At 62.3% G+C, this 25,204-nt stretch carries 21 protein-coding genes and 3 pseudogenes; 20 read left to right on the top strand and 4 right to left on the bottom strand.

The window, feature by feature from the left end; all coding sequences use genetic code 11:
- Positions 1–77: 77 nt before the first annotated feature.
- From AC3WLX_RS30370 to AC3WLX_RS30340, 7 genes and pseudogenes are all read left to right on the top strand, one after another.
- A pseudogene (locus AC3WLX_RS30370) lies at positions 78–224 on the top strand (antirestriction protein ArdC); the annotation flags it as partial.
- 111 nt (positions 225–335) lie between these two features.
- Positions 336–2,456: a ParB/RepB/Spo0J family partition protein gene (locus AC3WLX_RS30365; protein ID WP_061030179.1), complete on the top strand. Its 2,121-nt coding sequence runs from the start codon at positions 336–338 to the stop codon at positions 2,454–2,456.
- Positions 2,457–2,645: 189 nt separating this feature from the next.
- Positions 2,646–6,965 (top strand): strawberry notch-like NTP hydrolase domain-containing protein, encoded by a 4,320-nt coding sequence (locus AC3WLX_RS30360; RefSeq protein WP_061030178.1) that lies wholly within the window; start codon positions 2,646–2,648, stop codon positions 6,963–6,965.
- Positions 6,965–8,026 (top strand): DUF7146 domain-containing protein, encoded by a 1,062-nt coding sequence (locus AC3WLX_RS30355; protein WP_061030176.1) that lies wholly within the window; start codon positions 6,965–6,967, stop codon positions 8,024–8,026. The genes AC3WLX_RS30360 and AC3WLX_RS30355 overlap by 1 nt, the downstream gene beginning before the upstream one ends.
- Before the next feature lie 342 nt (positions 8,027–8,368).
- Entirely contained in the window at positions 8,369–9,292 is a 924-nt protein-coding gene (locus AC3WLX_RS30350; protein WP_061030174.1) for a DUF2493 domain-containing protein, read from the top strand.
- A 138-nt stretch (positions 9,293–9,430) separates the two neighbouring features.
- Positions 9,431–9,913 carry a hypothetical protein gene (locus AC3WLX_RS30345; RefSeq protein WP_061030173.1) on the top strand — a complete coding sequence of 161 codons (483 nt, stop codon included), beginning with the start codon at positions 9,431–9,433 and terminating at the stop codon, positions 9,911–9,913.
- A 548-nt stretch (positions 9,914–10,461) separates the two neighbouring features.
- A pseudogene (locus AC3WLX_RS30340) lies at positions 10,462–10,644 on the top strand (DUF736 family protein); the annotation flags it as partial.
- A gap of 111 nt (positions 10,645–10,755) precedes the next feature.
- Here AC3WLX_RS30340 and AC3WLX_RS30335 read toward each other — a convergent pair.
- The 4 genes from AC3WLX_RS30335 to AC3WLX_RS30320 all read right to left on the bottom strand — a co-directional run bounded on the left by AC3WLX_RS30335 (position 10,756) and on the right by AC3WLX_RS30320 (position 14,645).
- Complete coding sequence (locus AC3WLX_RS30335) at positions 10,756–11,052, bottom strand: DUF736 domain-containing protein (RefSeq protein WP_021075716.1); 297 nt, start codon at positions 11,050–11,052, stop codon at positions 10,756–10,758.
- Positions 11,053–11,521: 469 nt separating this feature from the next.
- Positions 11,522–12,529, bottom strand: a complete 1,008-nt coding sequence (locus AC3WLX_RS30330; RefSeq protein WP_021075715.1) for a tyrosine-type recombinase/integrase — start codon at positions 12,527–12,529, stop codon at positions 11,522–11,524.
- Entirely contained in the window at positions 12,526–13,440 is a 915-nt protein-coding gene (locus tag AC3WLX_RS30325; RefSeq protein ID WP_021075714.1) for a tyrosine-type recombinase/integrase, read from the bottom strand. Before AC3WLX_RS30325 ends, AC3WLX_RS30330 begins: the two co-directional genes overlap by 4 nt.
- A complete protein-coding gene (locus AC3WLX_RS30320) occupies positions 13,434–14,645 on the bottom strand; it encodes a tyrosine-type recombinase/integrase (RefSeq protein ID WP_021075713.1) in 1,212 nt (403 codons plus the stop codon). Before AC3WLX_RS30320 ends, AC3WLX_RS30325 begins: the two co-directional genes overlap by 7 nt.
- Positions 14,646–15,239: 594 nt before the next feature.
- Between AC3WLX_RS30320 and AC3WLX_RS30315 the strand changes: the two genes are divergently transcribed.
- The 13 genes and pseudogenes from AC3WLX_RS30315 to AC3WLX_RS30255 all read left to right on the top strand — a co-directional run bounded on the left by AC3WLX_RS30315 (position 15,240) and on the right by AC3WLX_RS30255 (position 25,196).
- Positions 15,240–15,536, top strand: a complete 297-nt coding sequence (locus AC3WLX_RS30315) for a DUF736 domain-containing protein (RefSeq protein WP_021075712.1) — start codon at positions 15,240–15,242, stop codon at positions 15,534–15,536.
- 170 nt (positions 15,537–15,706) lie between these two features.
- Positions 15,707–15,874: pseudogene (locus tag AC3WLX_RS30310) on the top strand (DUF736 domain-containing protein); the annotation flags it as partial.
- Positions 15,875–16,063: 189 nt separating this feature from the next.
- Entirely contained in the window at positions 16,064–16,330 is a 267-nt protein-coding gene (locus AC3WLX_RS30305; RefSeq protein WP_061023398.1) for a helix-turn-helix domain-containing protein, read from the top strand.
- Between the two features lie 115 nt (positions 16,331–16,445).
- Positions 16,446–16,733, top strand: coding sequence for a DNA -binding domain-containing protein (locus AC3WLX_RS30300; RefSeq protein WP_061023400.1), 288 nt, complete (start codon positions 16,446–16,448; stop codon positions 16,731–16,733).
- Between the two features lie 146 nt (positions 16,734–16,879).
- Positions 16,880–17,056, top strand: a complete 177-nt coding sequence (locus tag AC3WLX_RS30295; protein WP_245325143.1) for a transcriptional regulator domain-containing protein — start codon at positions 16,880–16,882, stop codon at positions 17,054–17,056.
- A 94-nt stretch (positions 17,057–17,150) separates the two neighbouring features.
- Entirely contained in the window at positions 17,151–17,639 is a 489-nt protein-coding gene (locus AC3WLX_RS30290) for a DUF2285 domain-containing protein (protein WP_245325144.1), read from the top strand.
- A 130-nt stretch (positions 17,640–17,769) separates the two neighbouring features.
- Complete coding sequence (locus AC3WLX_RS30285; RefSeq protein WP_061023404.1) at positions 17,770–18,048, top strand: helix-turn-helix transcriptional regulator; 279 nt, start codon at positions 17,770–17,772, stop codon at positions 18,046–18,048.
- 2 nt (positions 18,049–18,050) lie between these two features.
- Positions 18,051–18,953: a replication initiator protein A gene (locus AC3WLX_RS30280; RefSeq protein WP_061023406.1), complete on the top strand. Its 903-nt coding sequence runs from the start codon at positions 18,051–18,053 to the stop codon at positions 18,951–18,953.
- A gap of 286 nt (positions 18,954–19,239) precedes the next feature.
- Positions 19,240–19,704, top strand: coding sequence for a DUF2840 domain-containing protein (locus AC3WLX_RS30275; RefSeq protein WP_061023408.1), 465 nt, complete (start codon positions 19,240–19,242; stop codon positions 19,702–19,704).
- On the top strand, positions 19,701–20,210 hold the full coding sequence (locus AC3WLX_RS30270) for a S26 family signal peptidase (protein ID WP_061023410.1): 510 nt from the start codon (positions 19,701–19,703) through the stop codon (positions 20,208–20,210). The genes AC3WLX_RS30275 and AC3WLX_RS30270 overlap by 4 nt, the downstream gene beginning before the upstream one ends.
- A gap of 302 nt (positions 20,211–20,512) precedes the next feature.
- Positions 20,513–20,917 (top strand): lytic transglycosylase domain-containing protein, encoded by a 405-nt coding sequence (locus tag AC3WLX_RS30265; protein ID WP_492338708.1) that lies wholly within the window; start codon positions 20,513–20,515, stop codon positions 20,915–20,917.
- A 484-nt stretch (positions 20,918–21,401) separates the two neighbouring features.
- Entirely contained in the window at positions 21,402–23,129 is a 1,728-nt protein-coding gene (locus tag AC3WLX_RS30260; RefSeq protein ID WP_492338698.1) for a relaxase/mobilization nuclease domain-containing protein, read from the top strand.
- Between the two features lie 90 nt (positions 23,130–23,219).
- Positions 23,220–25,196, top strand: a complete 1,977-nt coding sequence (locus tag AC3WLX_RS30255; protein ID WP_061028001.1) for a conjugal transfer protein TraG — start codon at positions 23,220–23,222, stop codon at positions 25,194–25,196.
- Positions 25,197–25,204: the final 8 nt, after the last annotated feature.

The raw sequence follows: 25,204 nt of genomic DNA, 5'->3' as shown, positions 1-25,204 counted from the left end.
CGCAAGCCGTTTTAGCCGATCTCCACAGGCCAGCTGCGCTTAGAATCTTCCTTCACATTATGATCTGCTGCTGATTACTGGAGGTGTTGAGCGAGGACAATCGGGCCATCGTGCGTGCGGCGTCGCAGGCGAGCAAGGCCGCGGATTATCTGCTCGGCTTCGTCGGCGATTTCGTGTCAGCAGCAGCCGCGGAAGTGAGGGTGGGTGACCACGAAGCCGCGTGACGTCGACCATCCTTCCGGGAGGCCTTCGCGAGAGTGAGAGGAGCGCTGGTTTTTCGCGACGGGTTGGAAGCTGAGAGAGAGCCTCCCGGCGGCCCGTCGTGGAGAGTGCAAATGACGAAAGTCCAGAAGATCACGCTGTCGCCTTCGCGCGACATTCCCTTCAACAAGCTGGTCCTGAGCCAGGCCAACGTGCGGCGGGTGAAGGCCGGAATCTCGATCGAGCAACTCGCCGAGAGCATCGCGCGGCGCACCCTGCTACAGAGCTTGAGCGTTCGAGCGGTCCTTGACGGTGAGGGCAACGAGACCGGTATGTTCGAGGTGCCTGCCGGCGGCAGGCGTTATCGCGCCCTGGAGCTTCTGGTGAAGCAGAAGCGCATGGCGAAGACGCAGGCCGTGCCTTGCGTCGTACGTGAGGGCGGCATCCCGGAGGATGACTCGCTCGCTGAGAATGACGAACGGGTCGGCCTGCATCCACTGGACCAGTTCCGGGCGTTCAAGACTCTGAGCGATGCTGGCCTCAGCGAGGAAGACATCGCGGCACGCCATTTCGTGACACCGGCAATCGTCAAGCAACGGCTCCGGCTCGCGTCGGTGTCGCCGAAGCTGCACGAGGTCTATGCCGAGGACGGCATGACGCTCGAACAGCTCATGGCGTTCTCCGTCACGGGCGATCAGGCACGCCAGGAGCAGGTCTGGGATAATGCGTGTCGCTCAAGCCATGATGAGCCGTACCAAATCCGGCGAGCGTTGACGGAAAATACTGTCCGTGCCTCCGATCGTCGTGCCCGCTTCGTTGGCGTTGACGCTTACGAGCAGGCCGGCGGCGCCGTCGAGCGTGACCTCTTTCAGCACGATGACGGCGGTTGGTTCCAGGATGTCGCCTTGCTCGATCGTCTTGCAATCGAAAAGCTCACCGCCCAGGCCGAGACGGTCGCCAAAGAAGACTGGAAGTGGATCACGGTCGCCGTGGACTTCCCGTTCGGCCATGCCACGGGTCTTCGAGAACTCGACGGTAGACCTGCCGATCTCACCGCGGAGGAGCAGGCGACCGTCGACGCCCTCAACGCCGAACATGCCAAGCTGGAGTCCGACTACCAGGACGCAGACGAACTGCCGGACGACGTCGATCAGCGCCTTGGCGAAATCGAAGCTGCCCTGATGGTGTTCGAAGAGCGCTCGATCATCTATGATCCCGTCGACATCTCCCGCGCCGGCGTCTTCGTCAGCATTGATTCCGAAGGGCGGCTCCTGGTGGACCGGGGTTATGTTCGCCCTGAGGATGAAGCGCCGCGGGAAGATCCGGCTGTGGGGCAGGGCGCCGATACATCGTCGAGCGACGGCCAAGGGTCTGGTGGTCCCGGAGTGCAGCGGACGGCTATCTCGGTTGCTGGCGGTGCCGCTGATACCGAGGATGATGACGACGATGCCGCGCGACCGCTGCCAGATCGTCTCATCATCGAGCTGACGGCGCATCGGACGCTGGCATTGCGCGATGCGCTTGCGGAAAACCCCGCGATCGCCTTCCAGGCGGTGCTGCACAACTTCGCCCTGACTGCCTTCTACCGCTTCGCCAGCTCCGGGAGCTCTCTCGAGATCGGACTGCGTACGCCAACGTTTCCTGCTCAGGCTCCCGGTTTGAGGGACAGCGCGTCCGCGAAAGCCGTCGAGGCGCGGCATGAGACCTGGAAAGCCCGACTGCCCAAGGACGAGAAGGACCTTTGGGATGCACTCACGGCGTTGGACGGCACGGCCCAGGCGTCGCTATTCGCCCACTGTGCGTCGTTTGCCGTGAACGCTGTGTATGAGCCGGCCAACCGCTATAATGAAGGCCGGGTATCCGCGCACGGAGTCCGCACTCGGCTCGACCAGGCCGACGTGCTGGCGCGGGCTGTCGGTCTCGACATGGTCCATGCCGGTTGGAAGCCCACGGTCGACAACTATCTCGGCCGTGTCACCAAGCCACGCATCCTCGAGGCGGTTCGGGAAGCGAAGGGCGAGCCGTCGGCTCAGCTCATCGACCATCTGAAGAAGGGCGAGATGGCCAAGGAGGCCGAGCGTCTTCTCGACGGTTCCGGTTGGCTGCCGGAGCCCTTGCGCCTGGTCGATGTTGCATCGCAGCCGGCCGAGCCGGAGGGGCAAGCGGGAGCGTTGCCCGAATTTCTCTCCGATGACGAGGAGCGGGAGCCTGCGGCCGACGAAGACCGGCCGCAACAACTGGACGCTGCCGAATAGCGTCCGGTCTGGGGACGGCGGTAGTCGTCCTGCGTTCAAGACAGTGCATGGGGATCGGCGCGCGGCGCCGGTCCCCATTTTTGTTGGCGAGACCGAAGAGGAAGAGTGGGGCCGGGAAGGGTTTGGGTCGCCGCGGTCGTGAGAGCGCCGGGCGGTTCAGCCCATTCCCGCTCTCCGAAAGCAATCCCCATGACCGAGTCTTTCCTCGGCGCCGCAAGTGGCGCGCCGCTCTCGATGCGTGCCACCGCGGCTGTCACCTCCGCCGTTGTCAGGGCGGCGCGGCACATCATCATCGATCTCGAGCGCGGCCGCCGCATCGATGCGGCTGGCTTGCGCCAGGCCATGGAGGCGGCGTTTGGCGCCTCCGACGCAAGTGGCGCGTGGAATTGGAAGACGGCCTATGGCGCCTGCGAGGCCGCCACCGTCCTGTTCCTGCGACGGTATGGCACCGCCATGCGTACCAAGGCGGCTTCGCCTGCCGCCATGCTGCCGATGCTGACCAGGATTACGAATCTCCTTCCGACCCACACGCGCAGGTCCGAGGAAAGTGAAGCGTTCCAGCAGTTCTCGACACCCGTCGGGCTGGCATTCGTGGCCAGCGTCGCTGCAGCGACCACTCCTGGCGACGTCGTTCTGGAACCGTCCGCTGGCACCGGCCTTCTCGCCATCTTCGCTGAACTGGCTGGCACCTCCTTGGTGCTAAACGAGCTGGCTGACGGCCGCGCCGGCATGCTTCGTCAGCTCTTTGCCGGCGTTGCCACGACCCAGTTTGATGCTGCCCAAATCGATGATCATCTCGATGCCGGCATCGTGCCGAGCGTCGTGCTGATGAACCCGCCATTCTCGGTCGCGATTCATGTCGAGCAAAAGGTGGCGGATGCAGCTTTACGACACATTGCCTCGGCCCTCGCACGCCTTGGCGAAGGTGGGCGGCTGGTGGTTATCACGGGCGCGAACCTCGCGCCGCACAACCAGGTGTGGGCAGAGTCCTTCAGGCGGTTGCAAGAACGCGGGCGGGTCGTGTTCTCGGCGGCGATCGACGGCGCCGTCTATGCCAAGCACGGCACGACCATCGACACCCGCCTGACAGTCATCGACAAGGTACCGGCCGACGACGTCGCGTCTTTCCCGCCATCCCCTGGCATTGCACCTGACCTGCCGACTCTGCTCGCCTGGGTCATAAATCGCGTGCCGCCGCGCCGCCCACTTGCCGGCAAACCGACCGCTGTAGTGCCGGCAATTGCCAGCTCACGAACCGTCCACGCCCATGTTAGCCAGCCTCTGCCGGCGGCCGCGCCGGCGATCGTCGTGGCGACTGAAGTCGCCTACGAGCGGCTGGATTGGACGCCCACGAATGCCAGCCAGATCAGCGACGCGCTTTATGAAAGCTATGCGCTGCAGTCGATTCGCATCCCACGCGCGCAGACGCATCCGACCAAGCTCGTGCAGTCGGCTGCGATGGCATCAGTCGCCCCGCCGAAGCCGTCCTATCTGCCGCACCTGCCAGCCAATGTTGTAGCTGGCGGCATCCTGTCGGATGCGCAGCTCGAGAGCATCATTTATGCCGGCGAGGCGCACTCGGAGCTTCTGAACGGATCGTGGACGGTCGATGCGACCTTTGACGTCGTGGCGGCAGCGCGTGACGACGCGGAAAATGCCGTTCGGTTTCGTCGGGGTTGGTTCCTGGGTGATGGGACCGGGGCTGGCAAGGGGCGGCAGGTTGCCGGCATCCTGCTGGACAATTGGTCGAAGGGGCGGCGCCGTGCGGTCTGGATCAGCAAATCCGACAAGCTGATCGAGGATGCGCAGCGCGATTGGTCGGCGCTTGGCATGGAGCGACTGCTTGTTACGCCGCTTTCGCGTTACCGGCAGGGTGCGCCCATCAGGCTCGCGCAAGGCGTCCTATTTGCCACCTACGCTACGCTGCGCACCGACGAGCGCGGAGAAAAGCTTTCACGCGTCCGGCAGATCGTTGAATGGTTGGGCTCCGACTTCGACGGAGTGATCGTCTTCGACGAGAGCCACGCCATGCAAAACGCGGTTGGCGGCAAGGGCGAGCGGGGTGACCAGGCAGCCTCTCAGCAGGGGCGCGCCGGCCTGCGGCTCCAGCACGCCCTGCCGAATGCCCGTGTGGTCTACGTCTCGGCGACGGGTGCCACGACGGTGCATAACCTGGCCTATGCGCAAAGGTTGGGATTGTGGGGCGGCGACGACTTTCCCTTCGCCACCCGGGCCGAATTCGTCGAGGCGATCGAGGAGGGCGGTGTTGCTGCAATGGAGGTGTTGGCGCGCGACCTCAAGGCGCTCGGCCTCTACGCTGCGCGGTCCCTGTCCTACGAGGGCATCGAATACGAGCTCGTCGAGCATCAGCTGACGCCTGAACAGGTTCGCATCTACGACGCTTACGCCGGCGCATTCGGGATCATTCACAACAATCTCGATGCGGCCATGCGGGCGGCCAACATCACGGGCTTGACGGGGACACTGAACGGACAGGCAAAGTCCGCGGCACGATCCGCGTTCGAGAGCGCCAAGCAGCGCTTCTTCGGTCACCTGCTGACCTCGATGAAGACGCCGTCGCTGATCCGCTCAATCGAGCGCGATCTTGACGCAGGACACGCCGCCGTCATCCAGATCGTTTCAACCGGCGAGGCATTGATGCAGCGCCGATTGGCCGAGATCCCGACCGAGGAATGGGGTGACGTCCAAGTCGACATCACGCCGCGCGAGTACGTTCTCGATTACCTCGCCCATTCCTTCCCGGTCCAACTCTACGAGCCCTTCACCGATTCGGAGGGCAACCTCTGTTCCCGTCCCGTCTACCGCGATGGCCAGCCAGTCGAAAGTAGGGAGGCCGTCGCGCGCCGAGACCGCCTCATCGAAAAGCTGGCGTCGTTGTCGCCGGTGCCGGGCGCCTTGGATCAGATCGTCCAGCGATTTGGTACCGACGTGGTCGCTGAGGTCACTGGCCGCTCCCGCCGTATCATCAGAAAGGGCAGCCGCCTCGTCGTCGAGAATCGCGCAGCGTCGGCAAACCTCGCCGAGACCGCGGCGTTCATGGATGACGCCAAGCAGATCCTTGTCTTCAGCGACGCCGGCGGCACCGGACGTTCGTACCATGCCGAACTGTCGGCAAGGAACCGTCGTTTGCGGGTTCATTATCTTCTCGAACCCGGCTGGAAGGCCGACGCCGCCATCCAGGGGCTCGGCCGCACCAACCGGACCAACCAGGCACAGCCGCCGCTGTTTCGGCCGATCGCAACGGACGTGAAGGCGGAGAAGCGCTTCCTCTCCACGATCGCTCGCCGGCTGGATACGCTGGGCGCCATCACCCGTGGTCAGCGGCAGACCGGAGGGCAGGGCCTATTCCGGCCCGAGGATAACCTCGAAAGCCAGTATGGCCGTGACGCGTTGCGCCAGCTCTACATGCTTCTTGCGCGGGGCAAGGTCGAGGACTGCTCGCTTGAGCTCTTCGAAGGCGCCACGGGTCTGAAGCTGGTTGATACCAATGGGCTGAAGGATGAGCTTCCGCCCATCACGACCTTCCTCAACAGGTTGCTCGCCCTCACCATCGAGCTGCAGAACGTCCTCTTCACGGCGTTCGAGCAGCTGCTGACCGCCCGTATCGAAGGCGCCATCACGTCCGGCACCTACGATATCGGGCTGGAAACGCTCTGCGCCGAAAGCTTTGTGGTCACCGACCGTCGCGCGATTTACGTTCATCCGGCGACGGGCGCCGAGACAAAGCTTCTCACGATTACCCAGCGCGAGCGCAATCGTCCCTTGAGCCTTGAGGACGCGCTGGGCCGTCTCGGGGATCATCGTGCCGTCCTGCTGCTCAACGAGCGCTCGGGCCGGCCCGCTCTGCAGATCCCTGCGCCGAGCGTCATGCTCGATGACGGCGAGATCGAGGCTCGTGTTCGCCTGATCCGCCCGATGGAGCAGCACTGCATTCCCCTGAAGATGATGGCGGAAAGCCATTGGCTCGAAGCCGAACGCGAGCGCTTCTCTGCCGCGTGGCTGGCGGAACTAGCAGTCATTCCAGAGTTCTCGGAAAGTACAATCCATATCGTGGCGGGCCTGCTGTTGCCGATCTGGAAGCGGCTTCCGAACGAGTCAACGCGGGTCTACTGCCTTCAGACCGACGCCGGCGAGAGAATCATCGGTCGGAAGGTTTCGGCGACCTGGGTCGCAAGCGTTCTTGCGGGCGATGCGCCCGAACTGGCTCCGGATGCAGCCTTTGCCGCGCTGGTCGAGGGGAAGACCGTCCTCGAACTCGCCGAAGGCCTCCAGCTTCGCCGGGTCCGTGTCATGGGCGCACACCGCATCGAGCTGTCCGGATTTAGCGATACGATGCGCGATCGCCTCAGAACCTACGGCCTCTTCGGCGAGATCATCTCCTGGAAGCTGCGTATGTTCGTGCCGCTCAATGCCAGCGGCATCGCAGTGCTGACAAAGGTCCTTGAGCACTACGCGATCGAGCGCGTCGCCGAACGGGAGGCCGCGTGATGAGTCGCGACGCCTCCGAACTGGCACAACGCCTCGCGCGCGAGGCCGAGGCGGTGTGCCGCCACTACCTCTCCAACGGGAAGCGAGAGGGGCGATACTGGCTCGTCGGCGACGTGCACAACATGCCGGGCCGTTCCATGTTCGTACGCCTCCAGGACTCGACGAAGGGACCAGCCGGCAAGTGGACTGATGCGGCGACCGGCGAGCATGGCGATCTCCTCGACATCATCCGCGAAAGTCTCGGACTTCGCGAGTTCCGCGAGGTCGCCGAGGAGGCGAGGCGGTTTCTGAAGCTGCCCCGCCCTGAACTTGAAATCGTCCCGAAAGTCACCCGTTCTGCTGCACCTGCCGGCTCGCAAGAGGCCGCACGGCGACTGTTTGCTATCTCGGGGCCGATCGAAGGCACCGTCGTTCAGACTTACTTGCAGCATCGCGGAATAGCGCACGTGCATCATGGCGGTAGCCTGCGCTTCCATCCGCGTTGCTACTACCGGCCAGAGGAGCACCTGCCGACCGAGACCTGGCCTGCGATGATCGCTCGCGTCACCGATCTCGATGGCAAAATCACCGGCGTGCACCGCACCTGGCTCGATCCGAACGGCTTTGACCGGGTGCGATTGGGCAAGGCCCCGATCGATACCCCACGACGAGCCATGGGCGATCTGCTCGGCAACGCCGTGCGTTTTGGTGCGGTCGACGACGACGTTCTTGTCGCCGGCGAAGGCATCGAGACCATGCTGTCGCTGCGCTACGTGCTTCCAACCTTGCCGATGGCTGCTGCACTGTCGGCCAACCATCTCGCAGCCATGGCACTGTCGTCGAGTTTGCGTCGGCTCTATATCGCGCGCGATGACGATGCAGCTGGAGACAATGTGCAAGCCGTTCTGCTGCAACGCGCCGAAGCTGCCGGCATCGAAGCGATCCCGTTATCGCCCCGCCTTGGCGACTTCAACGAGGACCTGCACGTCTTCGGCCTCGACACCCTCCGAGCAGCGATACGGATCCAGCTGGCACCGGAGGACGTCTCCCGCTTCTTGTTCTTGCCGGCCACTGTCGACTAGGCGCGGGCGGCTTCCATCAAAGTCGACAGCTCGCTCGCGCGACGGTCCAGTGCCAGAGAGGCGCGACCAGGGCCTTCTAGAGGGCGATCGGACGGCAAGCGGCTCGGGCCGGCAATGGCTGCGGCCAGCTATTTTCCGCCGCGCGCCAGCGAAAGGAAGCTCACATTATATATGGGTGCCAGCGCGCTTTGCATCGCGAAGCAAAATAGCCGGCCTCCACCATCCTCCGCTGGCGCTGCGGCCCTCCGCGTTGCTCCGGGTGCGGGCCCGTCCCGCCCGCCGTCTGGTGATCGCCACGAAGGCCGCGATGGACGCGGCCGATCCGGCAAAGGACACCTCCCTATGAGCGATCACGACGACATCGAACCGCCGCACGCCTCGTCTTCCACCGACATCGTCCTCAACGAATTGCAGCTCTTTGGCTACCGTCCCTTCGACGACCAGCCCGATCCCAGACCACTGCCCGAAGGAAAGATGATCGCGGCCGCAGTTGCCGACATATTCGATGCGCTGGTCGCCACGCTGAACGACACCCGGCTCGAGCCGGACCTGCCGGACCTGCTCTGGTCGACGGTCAACCTTTTCCACCGGGCAACAGACCGGATTGGTCGTCAGCTCGACGACAACGAACAGGCTCAGCGCAAGAGCCAGCGCGAGCAGAATGGCTCGGAGGTGCGATCGGTCGAACTCGAGCGCTTGACGGCAGAAGGCATCACACTGATCGAACGACGCAATTGCCTTGAGCTCTTTCGCGATCAGGCCATCGAACGCTTTCAGGTCCACACTGGCTCGGCCTGGCATCCTCGATCGGGATCGATCGTGAACCACCGCACGCTTACCGCGGCCATGATCGATTCCCGGGACTTTATCGCCGCCAAGCGCCGCACTGAGGCGGAGGTCATGTTGCCAGCCGGGCCGAAAATTGCACTCACCGGCGGCCTCGACTTCAACGACCACGTCCTGATCTGGGATCGCCTCGACAAGGTTCATGCCAAGCATTCCGACATGGTCCTGATCCACGGCGGCTCGCCGAAGGGTGCGGAACTCATTGCCTCGAAATGGGCGACCACTCGGAAGGTACCACAGATCGCATTCAAGCCGGACTGGACCAAGCACGCCAAGTCAGCACCGTTCAAGCGCAACGACGCCATGCTCGAACTGCTGCCCATCGGCGTCATGCATTTTCCGGGCACGGGGATCCAGGACAACCTCGCCGACAAGGCAAGGCGCCTCGGCATCGCCGTCTGGAAATTCGGCGCCTCGTAGGCGCCGACCTGCCATCTTCCACCACCGAGGCTGAGTTGCATCGCCGCAACTCCGCCTCGTTTCGATTGCATCCTCGAATTTGCGCCGCGGTGGTGGTGGAAGGCGCAACCATACCCCTTTGCATATGGAGCCACCACCATGCTCGCCCTCGGACTTCTTCTGAACATCGCTTGCATCGGCTTGTTCTGCTGGTTGATCGTCACGCTGGCGGTATACGCCTTGCCATTCTTTGTCGGTCTCAACGTCTTCATGCTTGCATTGCACGGCGGCGCCGGCCTCCTTGGAGCGCCGATTATCGGCATTGCCGCCGGCGGCATAACTCTTGCGATCGGTCAAACGGCCTTCGCAATGATACGCCCCGTGACCACCCGCGCCGTCATTGCCGCCCTGTTTACGTTTCCGGCGACACTTGCTGGCTATCAGGTCGTATTTGCGATGTCGCAAATCGGCGTGCCGTCATTGCTATGGCGCGAGATCTTCGCCTGTGTCGGCGCGGTCTTTATTGGTGGCTCGGCGTGGATGAGGTTGACCGTCTTCACCGAAACCCGCCCGCGCGATTCGGGCAGGTCGCTGGAGAGCGATGCTCAACCGGTTCTCACAGCCGCAGCGCATCAGCAATAATCTTGCGCCGCCTGTCGGTCGAACTGGTCAGCTCAAGCGGCGCACCGAACGCGGGTCCACGCATTTGAACGAGAGATAGTCGCGGCCTTCCCTGGAGCGCTTCGACGAGGTGGTATTGATCGCGTCCAGCGCACATAGATGCGGCGGCTGAAGCCGTTGTTTCGCGGTTGGCTTTGTGCCGACGACTACCGCTTTTGCCTTCCTTCGCTTCTTTTCCTACGCCCAATCGTTTCGACCTCTTGCCTGACTGAACCGAGACCCGCCATCTTCTCCCGGACTTGTGGTTCAGCACGCGACGCACGTGGCCTCTGTGATGGCTCGATCTGGCCGAAGATCGGCTGCGCCTCGATCGTCTGAGCCGCAACGCCGTCGCTCAAGACTTTCTTCCCCTGGGCTGAAGCCCATTCCTCGCGAGGCAAGAAAGTCTCTACGACGGCGTCCTCCGCTGCGCTGCGGCCCAAGCGGGTGCGTCGCCGATCGTCTTCTGCCTTCAGGTCGCCATCGAGGCCGCGGTGGTCGCGGGCTCGAAACACAACAGGAGAAGTAGCATGGCTAACATCGGTTCTTTCAAGAAGGTCGGCAACGATTTCCAGGGCGAGATCGTCACCCTCAGCCTGCAGGCCAAAGGCGTCCGCATCGTCGCAGAATCCAGCCCCTCCAACGACAAGGCTCCAAGCCACCGCATCTTCGTCGGCCGGGCCGATTATGCGAAGCGTGGCGTTATGCGGAGTGGTGGCGTCTGAGTGCAGGTTTTCCGCGGGTTTCGGGCTCGCCGCGCTCCACATAATCCCGAGGGAAGAGCCGCGACGGCTCGGCGGGCGAACCGTCGCGGTAGCGGTCGGTCAGCGTGACCAGACGAGGGTGTAGTCGGTCTCGCCCTTGAAGAGGTTGGCGTAGATCGGCGCCGGGAAGGACGGATCGTCGAGCTTGACCGAGTGGTACTCGGTGTTCTCCTTCGAGGTGCGGTGCCACGCGGCACCTATCTCGACGTTGCCCACCAGCACCCGCAGGTCCGGGGCCTTGTCGTTGGTGGATTCGTCGGCTGGGACGAGGCGCGCTTTGACGTTGAGCGAGAGGGTCTTGATGGTGCCGGCGAACACGCCGTCTTCGCCGCGGGTGAAGGTACCGATCTGGGCCATGATAATCTCCGTTTTCTGTTTCAAGCCCGCGACCATCGCGGCCTTGATGGCGATCCGAAGCCCCGGGACGGCCGACCCGCAGCCGTAAGGCCCGCAGCGCAGCGCAGGACGGCTGAAGGCAACTTGTTTGTCGCGCGAGGAAGCTGCGCAGCAGCGGGGAAAGAAGTTGCTGCAAGCGTTGCGGGGATCAGGCCGGGAAGCGCAGCGACCGCATCCCGGGGCGTGATCCGACATCAAAAGGTCCGCGTGTTCGCAGGCTGCGCACAGCAACGGAGATGATGGCCCAGTATACCAACACCACGGCGATGATGGCGCTGCCGCATCGTCAACGATCACGCACGGCTCAAGGCATTCGCTCGCCGGTTTGCGATCGAACGACAACTGCCGGAACTGGGTGGGCAATGCAAGCGAGCAAGGGCTGCACCGAGGATATCGACGGACCGCGACCACTCGGTGAAGCTCGGCTTTTTCACGCCGGCGGCGGCGATGTGTCCGCTAACAGAGAGGCGATCAACGCATCCGGCGCTCTGAACCGTCCGCGCCGCAGCTCCGGCGGAACGACCGCTTCAACCGCCTCCAGCTTTTCGGAGGGATCCATCCGCAGGTAGACCTCCGTGGTGCGGATATCGGCATGGCCCAGCCACAAGGCGACCTTTCGGATGTCGTGTGTGGCCTGCAACATGATCACCGCGCAACTGTGGCGCAGCTGATGAGGCGATATCGAACGGTTGCATAGGGACGGACACGTCTCGGCCGCCGCCCGAGCATGCTTCTCCAGCACGTACTCGAAGCCGGCCCGCGTCATCGGCGCTCCTTCGGCATTGACGAAGAGCTCGGGCACACGAACCGAGCCCCGCAGGGTCAACCACGCCCGCAGATCGGCTGCGGTTTCTTTCCAAAGCGGAAGACATCGCTCCTTGCGACCTTTGCCCAGGACCAGAAGGCTCGGCGGCCGCTGCAGGGATAGATTCGCCATCATGGCCCCAACCAGTTCCGAGACACGCAGTCCGGCCGCGAAGCAAAGATGCATCATCGCCCGATCGCGTACGCCCAGACGTGTCGTGAGGTCCGGCGCATTCAGGATCGCGCGCACCTCCACCATGACCAGGTGACGGATAAGCTTCTGATCGTGGCGCTTGACGGGGATGGCGTGGATCTGACCGATCTGCTCCAGAGCCGAAGGCACCTGGTATTCAACGTAGCGCATGAACGTCTTGATCGAGGCAAGGCGCAGATTGCGGGTGGCGGCTCCATTGCCGCGCTCGCGCTCGATGTGACCAAGAAAGTCCAGGATCAATGCCGCGTCGAGCTGTTCGATAAGAAGCTGCGAGGGTTTTGTCTGGATGCGCTTCGCCGCGAAGGCGAACAAGAGCCGGAAGCTGTAGGCATAAGCCTCGCAGCTATGCGGACTATAGCCCCGCTGACGGGGCATGTAGTCGCGCAGGAAGCCGGTGATCAGAGGAGCAAGGAGGGTCATATGGGCTCCCCCATGATCAACGTTTCGGCCGCGGCGGCGATGTCGGTCATCAGTTCCGGTGTCGCCTGTAGGTACCAGTAAGTGTGCTTGATATCGACGTGGCCCAGATAGGTCGCCAGCGCGACGAAGTGTCGGGCGACCGCGTCGCGCTCGGTGTTGCATTGCTCCAGAACATGCGTCGCGAAGCTATGGCGAAGGTCATGAATGCGCGGCCGCCGGGGCCGCTCCGGAGCAATATTCGCAAACCGCAGGACACAGCGGAATGTATAGTTCACCGTGCTGGAGGCGAGTCTCTTGCCCTTCGCCGAGGGGAACAGGTGATCGTCCGATCCCGCGACAAGGCGGCGCCTGTCGAGATAGCGGTCGAGAGCCTCCACCACGGTCGGGTGCAACGGCACGAGCCGGCTTTTGCCGAACTTGGTGTCGCGGATATGCAAGACACCGTCGGCCAGTAAGTCGTCGAACCGAAGGTCGAGCGCCTCGGATACGCGCAGCCCCGTGGCGGCGATCAATCCGAACAGCATCACATAGAGCTGCCGACGTAAGGGGTTGGGCTTTTGCCGGCGGAGTTGGCCGGCGCCCTCAAGGATCCGAGTCAATTCATCCGGCGTGTAGATATAGGGAACGGGCCGCGATGCGCGTTCGGCAAAGAGAATGACCGGCACCTCATGAGCGGTATTCTCGGCCCGCAAAAAGCGCGCGAACCGCACCACGTCACCGAGGCGGCGATGCCGGGTGCACCGAGTTGGCGCCATCGTCGCCCATTCCAGCGCTGTGGCGGCGCTGACATAACTCTCGCCCTTTTCCGTCGCAAAGCGCGCAAAGGATTGAAGGTGTCGCGACGGCTTTCGGAGCTTGAAGCCAAGAGTCCGGCGAAGCTCGATGTAACGTTCCGCGTCATCGCTCAGCATGGCAGCCTCCCGATCCAGGGCTGCGTGATCTCCGACAAGAGGGCGAAGTCCACCTTGGCGTAGTGCATCGTCATTGCCGGCGATCGGTGACGCAGGACGGCGCCGACGCCTGTCAAACTGACGCCATGCCGAAGCATCGTCGTGGCTGCGGAATGGCGCAACACATGGGCTCCTTGATGGGCACTTTTGATCCCGGCTCGGAGCAGCGTGCGACGCACGATGCATTTGATGGCGATGCGGGTCAGCGGTCGAACCGGGGCGGCTTCGGTGATGAACAAACGGGGCGTCGACAACGGTGGCCTGACTCGCTCGATGTAGGCAATCATCGCATCGCCGACCTCCTGGGTCAGCGGAAGCCACTCCTCGCGTCTGGATTTGCCGGCGACGGTAATGCGCCCATTCCGCCAGTCGACGTCGGCCAATTTCAGATCGGCCACCTCGCTGGCCCGTAACCCGAGACGGGCAAGCAGCAGAACGATCGCCTTGTCGCGCAACCGCCCTTCGCCCTCGCAAGCTGCGATGGCGCGGGCGATATCGTCTGCGGCAAGGAATCTCGGAACCGACGCCAATTGCCAGTTGGCGAAGCCGGGGACGGCATAATCGCGTCCTACCGGGCTTTGTCCAGTCGCCACCAGGAAGCGGAGGAACGCCCGTGTTGCAGCGGCAATCGATTTAGCGCGCCCGCGGCTGTGCGGCTTGGCACGTTCAAGGACAAAGGCTCGGATTGCATGGGCGGTAAAGGCTGTTGGATTGTCGCCGAGCGCTTCGAGAAGATCGACCAGGGTCGACTGATAGGTATCGAGCGTTGAGTTGACCACACCACGCTGGTCGCGCATCCAGCGCCGGAATGCCGCAAGGAGCGGCCAGATCTCTGTCGGCGATGGCGGTGGTGCCGATCTGGGAAGGGTTTCTCGATCTTGAAGATAGCGGATGAACAGCCGACCTGCGCCGGCGTAGGCGCGGATGCTCTTCTTCCCTTTGAAGGCAGCCGCGGATGCAGTGAGCCCGTCCAAAACATTGTCGAGCGCAAAACCCGCCGCATGCATCCAGTCGGTCCAGCCTGCGAGTAGTCTCACCTTCTCTTCAATGGTGCTCGGCGTGTATCCATGGTCTTGAAGCCAGTTCTCGAAGCCATCGACATACGGTTTCGCAAAGTGCAGCCGACTCTCTACGCTGTTCCAATGCTTGCGTTTCTGCTTCGACATGATTGCCTCCTTTGTTGCTTGGAGGCCACAGCATGCGGCGTTCTGCGACGGTCCGAGCGCTTGGCGTCACGACAAGGCCGTCTGTCCACAGAAGATCGGGGCTGTTTGGACCGAGTCGGCGCACCTCACTCGGCGGCGTCATTTTGTCCTGCGCGTGCCGCATTCTCGCTGTTGCTGCCAGCGCGCATAGGCCGGTTCTTCGCGTTCTTACGGGTGAGGCTTAATGGCGCTCAATTGCACCGGGAGAGCGGAATGCTGCCGTGACGCCGCCGTCATTGCCGCAGTTGTGAAGTGCCTTTGAGCCGATGCTCTCCTGTGGGGCTGCTTCCGCCTAAACCATAGCGGCCTTTTGCTGGCAGATCACGCGCCACAATACGCTCGCTGCGCTCGCCGACCTTTACCCGCAATGGCTCGTTCGCGATCTTCTTCCCCTGCCGCCAAGCGGCGGCATTCCTCGCGAGGCAACAAGATCGCTCAGCCCGCCATCCTCCGCTTCGCTGCGGGCCAAGGCTGCGGGCCGGTCGTTGCGGCGCTCAAAGATCGCCATCAAGGCCGCGATGGTCGCGGGCTTGGATACAACAACAGGAGATCACCATGGCTCAGATTGGCACCTTCACCCGCGCCGAAGATGGATCCTACAGCGGCACCATCAAGACGCTCTCGCTCAACATCAAGGCGCGCTTCCTTCCGGCCGAACCGTCCGAGAACGAGAAGGCTCCGAGCCTGCGCGTGATGGCCGGCAACGTCGAGATAGGTGCCGCGTGGCAGCGGACCTCCAAGGAGAACACCGTCTATCATTCGGTGAAGCTCGACGACCCGTCCTTCTCAGCGCCGATCTACGCCAACCTCGTCGCGGTCGATGACGGCTACGCGCTGGTCTGGTCGCGCTGACCCGCAAGCTTGCGGCGCCTCGCCCTGCGCGAGGCGCCGCTGCTTCTCTCACGATATTATGCGGAGCGCGGCGGTCCCGAAACCCGCGGAAAACCTGCACTCAGACGCCACCACTCCGCATAACGCCACGCTTCGCATAATCGGCCTTATGTGGTGCACCACATAACACCGAGATCGGCGCCGCCTGGTCGAAGCGCTCCGAGGAAGGTCGCGACTATCTCTCGCTCAAGCTCGACGATCCCTCCTTCAACGCACCGATCTACGCCAACCTGTTCGACGACGAGGGTGGCGAAGGCTACACCCTGCTGTGGTCGCGGCCGCGGAAGAACGGCGAGTAAGTCTCGCCGCGAGGCCCCGCCCGAGCGAATCGGGCGGGGCTTCGACGAATCTTCCCCCAACGCGCCGCCCCCTTACAGACGACCGTATCGTCGTCATAAACCCGCAAAAACGGGCTAGACACGGGACCAAGGCGACTATTATAGTCGTTTCCATAGCGCTTGATCGGCTTGCTGTGGATGTGATCATGCATGATCACATCCCGCCAAGTGCGGGCCGCACGCGCGCTTCTCGGTTGGACACAAGAGACGCTCGCTGACAAGGCCTTGGTCGCGTTAACGGCGCTGAAGCGCTTCGAGTCCGAGAACGGACTTCAGGTGCGCGAGGATACGCGCGACCGCGTTCGCGCTGCCCTTGAAACATCTGGAATCATGTTCCTGGTCTCGGAGCGCGGCGAGGGAGTAATGCTGGTGAGCAATCGGGGAGACACTCGCAAGCCAATTCGGAAGCGGCCTTAGACAGATCGTAGAGAGCAACGCTCGGGAATTCTGCTGACAGCGGCAAAAGAAGGGCTACAATCGGTCCGCATTTTGTTTTCTGGCAAGTTAGAATTATTCGTTCTATGATTTTCTCATGAAGAAACCACCTCGAGATCCAGACGTCGCCGACGCTGCGCCCACGGATCCCGTGCTCACTGTCTATGACGAAGAGCACGTCATAACTTATTTGCGCATACTTGATGCAGACGCGGAGGGAGCCGACTGGCGGGAGGTGGCGCAAATCGTGCTGCACATCAACCCAGACCTCGAGCATGATCGCGCGAAACGTGCTTTTGACACGCACCTGACCCGCGCGAAATGGATGACTGAGCACGGTTATCGACATTTGCTGCGCGGCGGAGCGTCGAATCCAAATCTTTAGCTCTGATTTTCATTTTCAGTAGCAAAACTTTCTACGGCTTGGACCGATCGATCCGCTGCATCACGCGATGCGCGATCTGGGGCTTCCTGCAACCATGACTGCTCAGGATTATCGCGCCGCAATTTTGCAGTGCGACGGGGACGCGTATGTCGAAGTTCAACTGGAGGTCGTCGGATGACTACTATAACCGCGTTGAAGAGGGGCTTCTGACTGGCCTTGCCTGGGAGTGTCTGCGCCGCAACCCCGATTTCCAAAGCGATTGCCGAGCTCGTCCGCCCTCGGCCGGCATCCGACATCATTGGGGGTTAGTTTTTCGTAGCTGATCCCGCTCGACCTTTCTTTGAACAAACAATCTTCTGGGCGCCCGAGGTTCTTCCGACGGTCATCCCAGTAAGACCCGTTGAGTTGTCGCCCGGCGTGGATTCCCACGTCAGTCTCGATCTCAAAGATCTCAATGAAGCTCAGCTGCGAGAAGGCCCTGATGGCTGGCACGCTGTGCTGCATCTGCACGGTATCGAGCACCGCGTGTGGTTGAAAGAGGCGCCCATCATCGCCGCGACCTATCGTGTCGAAATTTCGTTCGATCAAGACTACGAGTATCGAGCAGATGCTGGCCGCCGCCTGTTTCGGGCACTTAATGGCAAACCGGTTGGGAAGCCTCTCCATGCGCTTTCTGCTGCTCAGCGGCGCCGAATGACGCTGGCTCTGCGCGTGCTAGACGGACGAATGGACGGAGCCACGTACCGGGAAATTGCCGAAGTCCTGTATGGCCCCCAACGGATTTCCGAACGCGACTGGAAAACCCATGATCTACGCAATCGGATCATCCGCTTGGCTCAGAGCGGCTTTGCGCTGATGCGTGGCGGCTATCGCAGAATACTGCGTCCGCCGTCCCGAAAAAAATAGGAGTATGCTGGGGGTATCGAAATTAGCCCCCCTTAACTTCGGCATCCCCCTTCGCGGATCGACTCCGCCAATGTGCTCGTGGATGCGCGACCTACGCCGGTTGCGCGCCAATGCACACGGAGTCTCCCAAATGTCCGATCCCGGCGCCGGCATACCGCAGCGATACTTGCGGACGGCCGAAGCAGCACGATTTCTCAGCCTTTCCGGCCGAACGCTCGAAAAGCACCGGACCTATGGCACCGGTCCCGCGTACCGCAAGATTGGCGGACGGGTGGTCTATGCGCTCGACGATCTCAAGGCCTGGGCCGACCGTGGCACCAAGTCATCAACCAGCGATCCCGGGGCCGGGACCGTTCTGCCTGCGAAACGCCATCCGCCTGCGCCGTATGCCGGAAAGGAGCGCCGCTGACGATGTCGGACAATCAATTCACTCCGCATCGGCGCCGACGTTCTGAACGGGATCAACTCGAATTGTTTCGAGCGCTGCCCGGCGATTTGGCTGCACGCGATGCGCAAGACCTCATGGCATATCCGTTCTTCTCGCTGGCGAAGACCAAACGCATTGTGCCGATCGACTTTCGTGCCGGCACCATCACAATCCGTGTCGAAGCCGTTGCCGAGCATGGCATGGCAACGATTTGGGACGCGGACGTTCTGATCTGGGCTGCGTCTCAGATTGTTGAGGCGCGTGACGGAGGTTTGAAGACCTCGCGCCTGATGGCGACCACGCCATATGAGATTTTGACCTTCATTGGCCGCAGCACCAGCATTCGCGACTATGACCGCCTCAAGGCTGCGCTCGACAGGTTACAGGCGACGACCGTCATGACGTCGATTCGACAACCGACAGAGCGTCGACGGCATCGCTTTTCCTGGATCAACGAATGGAAGGAAACGTCCGACACGCACGGGAAGCCCCGCGGACTTGAGCTGATCCTGCCGGATTGGTTCTACTCAGGTGTTTTGAACGATGCGCTCGTCCTGACAATCGACCGCAGATATTTTGATCTGACAGGCGGCCTCGAGCGTTGGCTTTATCGCCTCGTCCGCAAGCACGGCGGTCGTCAGAACGGCGGTTGGAGCTTCGAAATTGTGCATCTCCACGCCAAGTCGGGCAGCTTATCTCCCGTCAAACACTTCGCTTACGACCTGCGCCAGATCGTCCGTCGGCAAACACTGCCGGGCTACGAGCTCGTCATTACACAAGATCCGACCGGTGCAGAGCGTCTGAATTTTGCGCCAACCCTCATCGATCCGTTTGAAGCGCGCCTGCGACGACGCGGCCTCATTCCTGACGCGGGGGACAAGCTGTGAATTCTCTCGTGCTATCGGGGACCAGAATTATCGTGCCATCGGGGACCGGATCCTCGTGCTATCGGGGACCGAAATCGCGCTTAAACCTTTGGTGCGCGGCATGTTTCTCCTCCCGTAACTCTACTAACAGGGAATCCTTCGGATTCCCTCTAACGGACCACATCCGTTCAGCGCCGGCGACACGGCTCCCGTCGAGCGCCCACCTTTCCTTCCCGGAAAGGCGAAGAGCGTTTGGGCTGCGTCTAGTCGCGCAGACTCAATCCGATCCATCACCTCGAGGTGTGTCATGAGCGAACTCACGACAGTTGAGATCCTGTGGGTCGAAAAGCGCATTGAGAACCGGATTCGGTTCGGTCGTCACGCCTCCGAGCGCATCCTCGACCATAGTCGTCGCGTATTGTCTTTCGAACCAGGCAGCATCTTCGCGTTCGTACGTTGGTCGTCAAACGACTTCGGAACAGTTCTGTCTCGCATCGACATCCTGCGTGCGGTCATGCCCGGGCAACGCTACGCGACCGTTCCATGGGTAAGCCCTGGCGGCGAAATCTTGCTGCGCCTGTCTGGCTGGCCGAAAGTCGAGCGAGTGCTGCAATTGGTCGATGCTGTCGAGGCTCTCGACATCGATCCCGCAGACGCAGCACCAGACTACTGGCACCACGTCCACAACCGTTTGTCGGTCAACGAGACGCCCAAGCCATACACCCGATCGCGACACCAGGCTTGGCTCCATCGCCGGAGAATAACCTCATGAGCGCACGCTGCCCAACGATCTTGAGCACATTCGGAGCCGTAGCTCTCCTGCTTTCAACGCTTGGTGAGACGTCGCCCCGTTATATTTGGAACGCATCAAGCAGCGTGCCGATCGGTCTCTATCGGATTCAGTCGGCCGGCCCGCTGACTGTCACTGAACTCGTCGCCATTCGTCCGCCCGACATGCTTGCCGCATTCCTCGATCTGAACGGCTACTTGCCCGTGGGCGTTCCCATGCTCAAACGCGTCCTTGCCCTTCCCGGGCAGACCGTATGCCGGACCGGACCGTTGATCGTCGTCGACGGCATTGAGATTGGGCAGGCTCGCGAGCGCGACGGTCGCAATCGCCCCTTGCCCACCTGGCAGGGATGCCGCGTACTCGACGAGGGGCAAATCTTTCTGATGAACTGGCAATCGGAAGACTCGCTCGATAGCCGGTACTTTGGACCGCTACCCATCTCCGCGGTCATTGGACAGGCCGTACCTCTGTGGACCGCGGAGGAGTAGACATGCACGCCGTTTGCTTCCGATCCACCGTCTGCGGCTCCGCTGATACACCGTCCGACCTTCCGTCCCGGCCTGCTCAACAGGCCCTGGACTCGCCTTTTTCAGCATTTCCTCCGCTTTCGCCAATGCTCCGCGTCCTCGTTGCGCTACTAGCGTTCGCGATAGCGCTTCTACAGTCAGCCCTGTGCGACACAGCGTTCGCCGCGGATACGCCGCGTTCCGAACCGGCATCTCAGTACACTGAATTCATCACCGAAGCGGCACAGCGCTTCGCCATCTCGGAGCGATGGATTCGCGCCGTGATGAAGATCGAGAGCGGGGGTGAACGACGTGCAACGTCGCCTCGCGGCGCACTAGGCCTGATGCAACTCATGCCCGGCACTTGGGTCGAGCTCAGCGCCCGCTATCGTCTCGGTCTGGATCCGTTTGACGCCCGCGACAACATACTGGCAGGCGCCGCCTACCTCAAGGAGCTGCAGGATCGCTTTGGATCGGCGGGTTTCCTTGCTGCCTATCACGCCGGTCCGGCGCGGTACGAACAACACCTGGCGACGGGTCGGCCGCTTCCTCCGGAAACTACGGCCTACGTTGCGGCGGTCACACCATTGCTGGACAACGAGCAGCGTGAACATGCCGCAGCTGACGGCAGGCGTGCACTTCCTTGGCGGGAGGCTCCCCTGTTTGTTGACCGGATAGGCGCACCGTGACGGACATTCGGTTTGCATTCGAAACGCTGCAACACGATCGTGATGTTGAGACTTTCGGGTTTGGTGCTGAGGGAGCCTGGCTCGCACGGCAAGGGTTCGCGGAGGGGTGCGATCTTTACGGGCTGCCGGCGTACGGGCGATGCCTTCGGCCCGCGCTCTACTCGTCGCTTCGCTCCTCACCGAGCCACCCTACGGGTGTCTCGGCCCTCCGGGTAACGATCGCTATCGCAAGCGCTCGCTTCGCTCGCACCGCATCTTGTCGCAAATCGCCGCGCGTACCGAGACACTGTTGGCCTGGAAGTTGGGCGCTCGGAACCAGCGACAGAGGAGGGCAGGATAAAAGCCGCAAGGTGCGGCCGGTCGGTCGGTTGGGAAATGTTAGCAAATTCAAGCATGCGCTAAACATTGCGAGGGTACCGCGCAATTTGTCATTCGCGATAGGCCATTGTTCTTTCTCAGTTTTCGACACCTTGCGGCGGGCACAATGAGCCGCAACGACGATTTCCGCATCCGTCCAGGCCGTATCCGCTCGACCCGCGCGCCCAAAGCAAAGTCGTTTCTCGCGCAGGCCCTCAAAGCCGCTCAGAAAGCAGGCGGTCTCCCAGGCGGCCGAGCCAAGAGAGGCGGCTCGTTCGGTCGCGGCCGGGCGGCGAGCCTTGCCGCAGCGCGGCTCCTCAACAACCGCGCTCGCGGCGCTATGGTCAAGGCGCGTGTGGTACGCCGGATGCGCTCGCCCGGAGCACTGCGAGCCCATATCGGTTATCTCAAGCGCGACGGCGTCACCCGCGACGGATCGCCGGGTAAACTCTTTGATGCTGCTGGCGATGATGCGGATGGCCGGGCTTTTGTGGAGCGATGCGACGGGGACCGGCATCATTTCCGGTTCATCGTTTCGCCGGATGATGCCGACGAACTGGAAAGCTTGCGGAGTTGTACCCGCGAACTGATGGACCAGGCATCGCGCGATCTCGGTACGCGGCTAGACTGGGTCGCCGTCGATCATTGGAATACCGAACACCCCCATATTCATATCCTCGTGCGAGGCCGCACTGATGATGGTTCAGATCTCGTCATCAGCCGCGATTACATCGGGATCGGCTTGCGGGCGCGTGCCGGAGATCTTGTTACCCGGGAACTCGGCCCGCGATCGGAGCTCGAGATCCGGCGCGGCCTTGAAGCGGAGGTCACAAGCGAACGCTGGACCAAGCTTGATCGGGTGTTGGGCCGGGAAGCGGGAACGGCGGAAGGGGTTATCGATCTTCGGCCAGGAGGCGATGGCGGACGCGATCCGCTGCGGGAGATTCGGATCGGCCGCATGCGGACCCTCGAGCGGCTCGGGCTTGCGGAGCCGGCCGGTCCCGCGCGCTGGGTTCTGGCCGCCGACGCGGAACAGCGCTTGCGGGCGCTTGGGGAACGCGGCGATATCATTAAGCGGCTGCACAAGACTCTTACCAAGGACGGCGTATCTCGCGCGCCATCAGCCTGGGCGCTTGAGGGCGAAGCCCACGGCGAACCCGTGATCGGCCGTCTCATCGCCCGCGGGCTTGATGACGAGTTGAGGGGAACCGCGTTCGCTGTTGTCGACGGAGTTGACGGGCGTGTGCATCATCTCAAACTCCCCGACCTCGATACGGCCGGCGACGGTCCGATCGGCGGCATTGTGGAGTTGCGCCGGTTTGAGGATGCGAAAGGCCGCCAACGCATTGCGCTTGCCGTCCGCTCGGACTTCAATCTCGACCAGCAAGTAGCGGCGGACGGGGCGACCTGGCTCGACCGGCGCTTGGTTGCCCGCGAACCCGCCGATCTCTCGCACTCTGGATTCGGCGCCGAAGTCCGCACCGCGCTTGATCGGCGGATCGACGTGTTGGCGGAGAGGGGTCTGGTCCGCCGCGATGGAGACAAGGTTGTTGTCGGCCGCAATCTGATCGGGACCTTGCGCAACCGAGAACTCGACAGCGTGGGTCGGCGCTTGGCGGAGGAAACGGGGTTGGCGCATATGCCGGCTGAGTCCGGCGAGGCCGTTTCAGGGGTCTATCGCCGAAGACTGTCGCTGGCCTCCGGCCGGTTTGCGATGATCGACAACGGCCTGGGCTTCCAACTCGTGCCCTGGATACCGTCCCTTGAGCGTGAACTTGGCAAGCATGTAAACGGCATCGCCGGTCCCGGCGGCGTCGACTGGAGTTTTGGACGCAAGCGCGACCTTTCCCTTTGACCGACCGATCTCTGCGCCAGGATGCGAGCGCCTGCTACACGAAGAATATGATCGTTGCACGGGTCCGAATTGCGGAGCATGTGCCCTCCCATGTCCGCGACCAAAATTCTCTGGGGGCAGTTATTTCTCGTCTCCATCGTCGTGCTTGTATTCCTCTGGGGTGCCACCGAGTGGACGGCCTGGCGTCTCGCCTTCCAGCCGCAACTCGGCCCAGCCTGGTTCACGGTTGGGCACTGGCCAGTGTATCAGCCGGTTGCGTTTTTCATCTGGTGGTTCCAGTTCGACGCCTACGCGCCCAGAATATTCATCGAGGGCGCCTGCATTGCCGCAGGCGGCGGATTCTCTGCTGTCATCATCGCCATCGCGCTGTCGGTCTGGCGCGCGAGGGAAGCCCAACAGGTCACGACATACGGCTCGGCGCGCTGGGCCGATACACGGGAGGTCAAGAGAGCCGGCCTTTTGGGACATGACGGGGTTGTGCTCGGCCGCTTCGATGGCAGATATCTCCGACACGCCGGCCCCGAGCACGTCCTGTGCTTTGCGCCGACCCGTTCGGGCAAGGGCGTAGGTCTGGTCATTCCGACGCTCCTGACTTGGCCGTTCTCGACGATCGTCCACGATATCAAGGGCGAAAACTTTCAGTTGACCTCCGGTTGGCGGGCCCGCTTTGGACCGGTGCTGCTGTTCGATCCGACCAATCAAGCGAGCGCGACCTATAATCCGCTCCTTGAGATCCGCAAGGGCGACTGCGAGGTCCGGGACGCCCAAAATATCGCCGACATTCTCGTCGATCCCGAAGGCGCGCTCGAGCGCCGGAACCATTGGGAGAAAACCAGTCACTCCCTGCTCGTTGGCGCAATCCTGCATGTTCTCTATGCGGAAGCCGACAAGACGCTCGCCGGCGTCGCCAACTTCCTGTCCGACCCGTTGCGCCCCATCGAGACGACGCTGAATGCAATGCTGGCGACACCGCATCTCGGAGAGCGCGTCCATCCCGTGGTGGCTTCGGCGGCACGGGAACTTCTCAACAAGAGCGAGAACGAGCGCTCCGGGGTGCTGTCGACCACGATGAGTTTCTTGGGGTTATATCGCGATCCCGTTGTCGCCAAGGTCACGGGACGGAGCGATTGGCGCATTCGCGATCTCGTCGACGGGTCCCGTCCCATCTCGCTCTACCTGGTGGTGCCGCCATCCGACATCGCCCGCACGAAGCCCCTCATGAGACTGGTCCTGAACCAGATAGGGCGGCGACTGACAGAGAGCCTGAACGTCGACGGAAAGCGACAAAAGTTGCTCCTGATGCTCGATGAGTTCGCTGCCCTCGGACGACTCGACTTCTTTGAAAGCCAGTTGGCATTCATGGCAGGTTATGGAATCCGCAGCTTCCTGATTACTCAGAGCCTCAACCAGCTTGAACGCGCATATGGGCCAAACCACGCGATCCTCGACAACTGCCACATCCGCATCGCGTTCTCGACCAACGACGAGCGCACGGCCAAGCGGGTATCCGACGCGCTTGGGACCGCGACCGAAATGCGTGCGATGAAGAACTATGCCGGGCATCGCTTGAGTCCGTGGCTTGGGCATCTCATGGTCAGCCGTCAGGAAACATCCCGGCCGTTACTTACGCCCGGGGAAGTCATGCAGCTCCCGCAAAACGATGCGATCGTGATGATCTCGGGGGTGCATCCGGTGCGCGCCAACAAGGTGCGATACTACGAGGATGCACAGCTTAAGAGTCGGATCATGAAGCCGTCCCACGGTAGCTCGCTCGCTTTGGTCGCGCAGCCGGACGATTGGTCCGGCCGGACGAAAATTGCGCCTTCATTCGAACTGCTAGGGAAAGCGAAGCGGAGAGGCAATATTCCCGAAGGGGGCATTCGCCGCGAGCCGGAACTGCCGCAACACGAGGATGTCGTGATCAGCGCACCGCTTGTCGAGAACGAATTTGATGCTGATCCGGATGATGGCGACGCCGATGCCGTGCAAGCGAGGACTCTGAGCCGTTCAATGCAGGGTGTTGCGCGTTCCGTCAGTATCGATCCGGACGATCCGATGGATCTCTAGGCTCGTCG

It is taken from the genome of Bradyrhizobium sp. FW305-F6, assembly GCF_058782905.1.
Note: the sequence above shows the minus strand (reverse complement) of the source record. Positions and strands in the feature narration are given on the sequence as shown.

Excerpts from the sequence above, each read along its gene's own strand:
- AC3WLX_RS30300 (WP_061023400.1), top strand. The coding sequence starts at position 16,446 with ATGAAGAAACCACCTCGAGATCCAGACGTCGCCGACGCTGCGCCCACG.
- AC3WLX_RS30365 (WP_061030179.1), top strand. The coding sequence starts at position 336 with ATGACGAAAGTCCAGAAGATCACGCTGTCGCCTTCGCGCGACATTCCC.
- AC3WLX_RS30285 (WP_061023404.1), top strand. The coding sequence starts at position 17,770 with ATGTCCGATCCCGGCGCCGGCATACCGCAGCGATACTTGCGGACGGCC.
- AC3WLX_RS30350 (WP_061030174.1), top strand. The coding sequence starts at position 8,369 with ATGAGCGATCACGACGACATCGAACCGCCGCACGCCTCGTCTTCCACC.
- AC3WLX_RS30270 (WP_061023410.1), top strand. The coding sequence starts at position 19,701 with ATGAGCGCACGCTGCCCAACGATCTTGAGCACATTCGGAGCCGTAGCT.
- AC3WLX_RS30320 (WP_021075713.1), bottom strand. The coding sequence starts at position 14,645 with ATGTCGAAGCAGAAACGCAAGCATTGGAACAGCGTAGAGAGTCGGCTG.
- AC3WLX_RS30295 (WP_245325143.1), top strand. The coding sequence starts at position 16,880 with ATGTCGAAGTTCAACTGGAGGTCGTCGGATGACTACTATAACCGCGTT.
- AC3WLX_RS30330 (WP_021075715.1), bottom strand. The coding sequence starts at position 12,529 with ATGACCCTCCTTGCTCCTCTGATCACCGGCTTCCTGCGCGACTACATG.
- AC3WLX_RS30280 (WP_061023406.1), top strand. The coding sequence starts at position 18,051 with ATGTCGGACAATCAATTCACTCCGCATCGGCGCCGACGTTCTGAACGG.
- AC3WLX_RS30260 (WP_492338698.1), top strand. The coding sequence starts at position 21,402 with ATGAGCCGCAACGACGATTTCCGCATCCGTCCAGGCCGTATCCGCTCG.
- AC3WLX_RS30275 (WP_061023408.1), top strand. The coding sequence starts at position 19,240 with ATGAGCGAACTCACGACAGTTGAGATCCTGTGGGTCGAAAAGCGCATT.
- AC3WLX_RS30345 (WP_061030173.1), top strand. The coding sequence starts at position 9,431 with ATGCTCGCCCTCGGACTTCTTCTGAACATCGCTTGCATCGGCTTGTTC.
- AC3WLX_RS30305 (WP_061023398.1), top strand. The coding sequence starts at position 16,064 with ATGATCACATCCCGCCAAGTGCGGGCCGCACGCGCGCTTCTCGGTTGG.
- AC3WLX_RS30255 (WP_061028001.1), top strand. The coding sequence starts at position 23,220 with ATGTCCGCGACCAAAATTCTCTGGGGGCAGTTATTTCTCGTCTCCATC.
- AC3WLX_RS30325 (WP_021075714.1), bottom strand. The coding sequence starts at position 13,440 with ATGCTGAGCGATGACGCGGAACGTTACATCGAGCTTCGCCGGACTCTT.
- AC3WLX_RS30360 (WP_061030178.1), top strand. The coding sequence starts at position 2,646 with ATGACCGAGTCTTTCCTCGGCGCCGCAAGTGGCGCGCCGCTCTCGATG.
- AC3WLX_RS30355 (WP_061030176.1), top strand. The coding sequence starts at position 6,965 with ATGAGTCGCGACGCCTCCGAACTGGCACAACGCCTCGCGCGCGAGGCC.
- AC3WLX_RS30315 (WP_021075712.1), top strand. The coding sequence starts at position 15,240 with ATGGCTCAGATTGGCACCTTCACCCGCGCCGAAGATGGATCCTACAGC.
- AC3WLX_RS30335 (WP_021075716.1), bottom strand. The coding sequence starts at position 11,052 with ATGGCCCAGATCGGTACCTTCACCCGCGGCGAAGACGGCGTGTTCGCC.
- AC3WLX_RS30265 (WP_492338708.1), top strand. The coding sequence starts at position 20,513 with ATGAAGATCGAGAGCGGGGGTGAACGACGTGCAACGTCGCCTCGCGGC.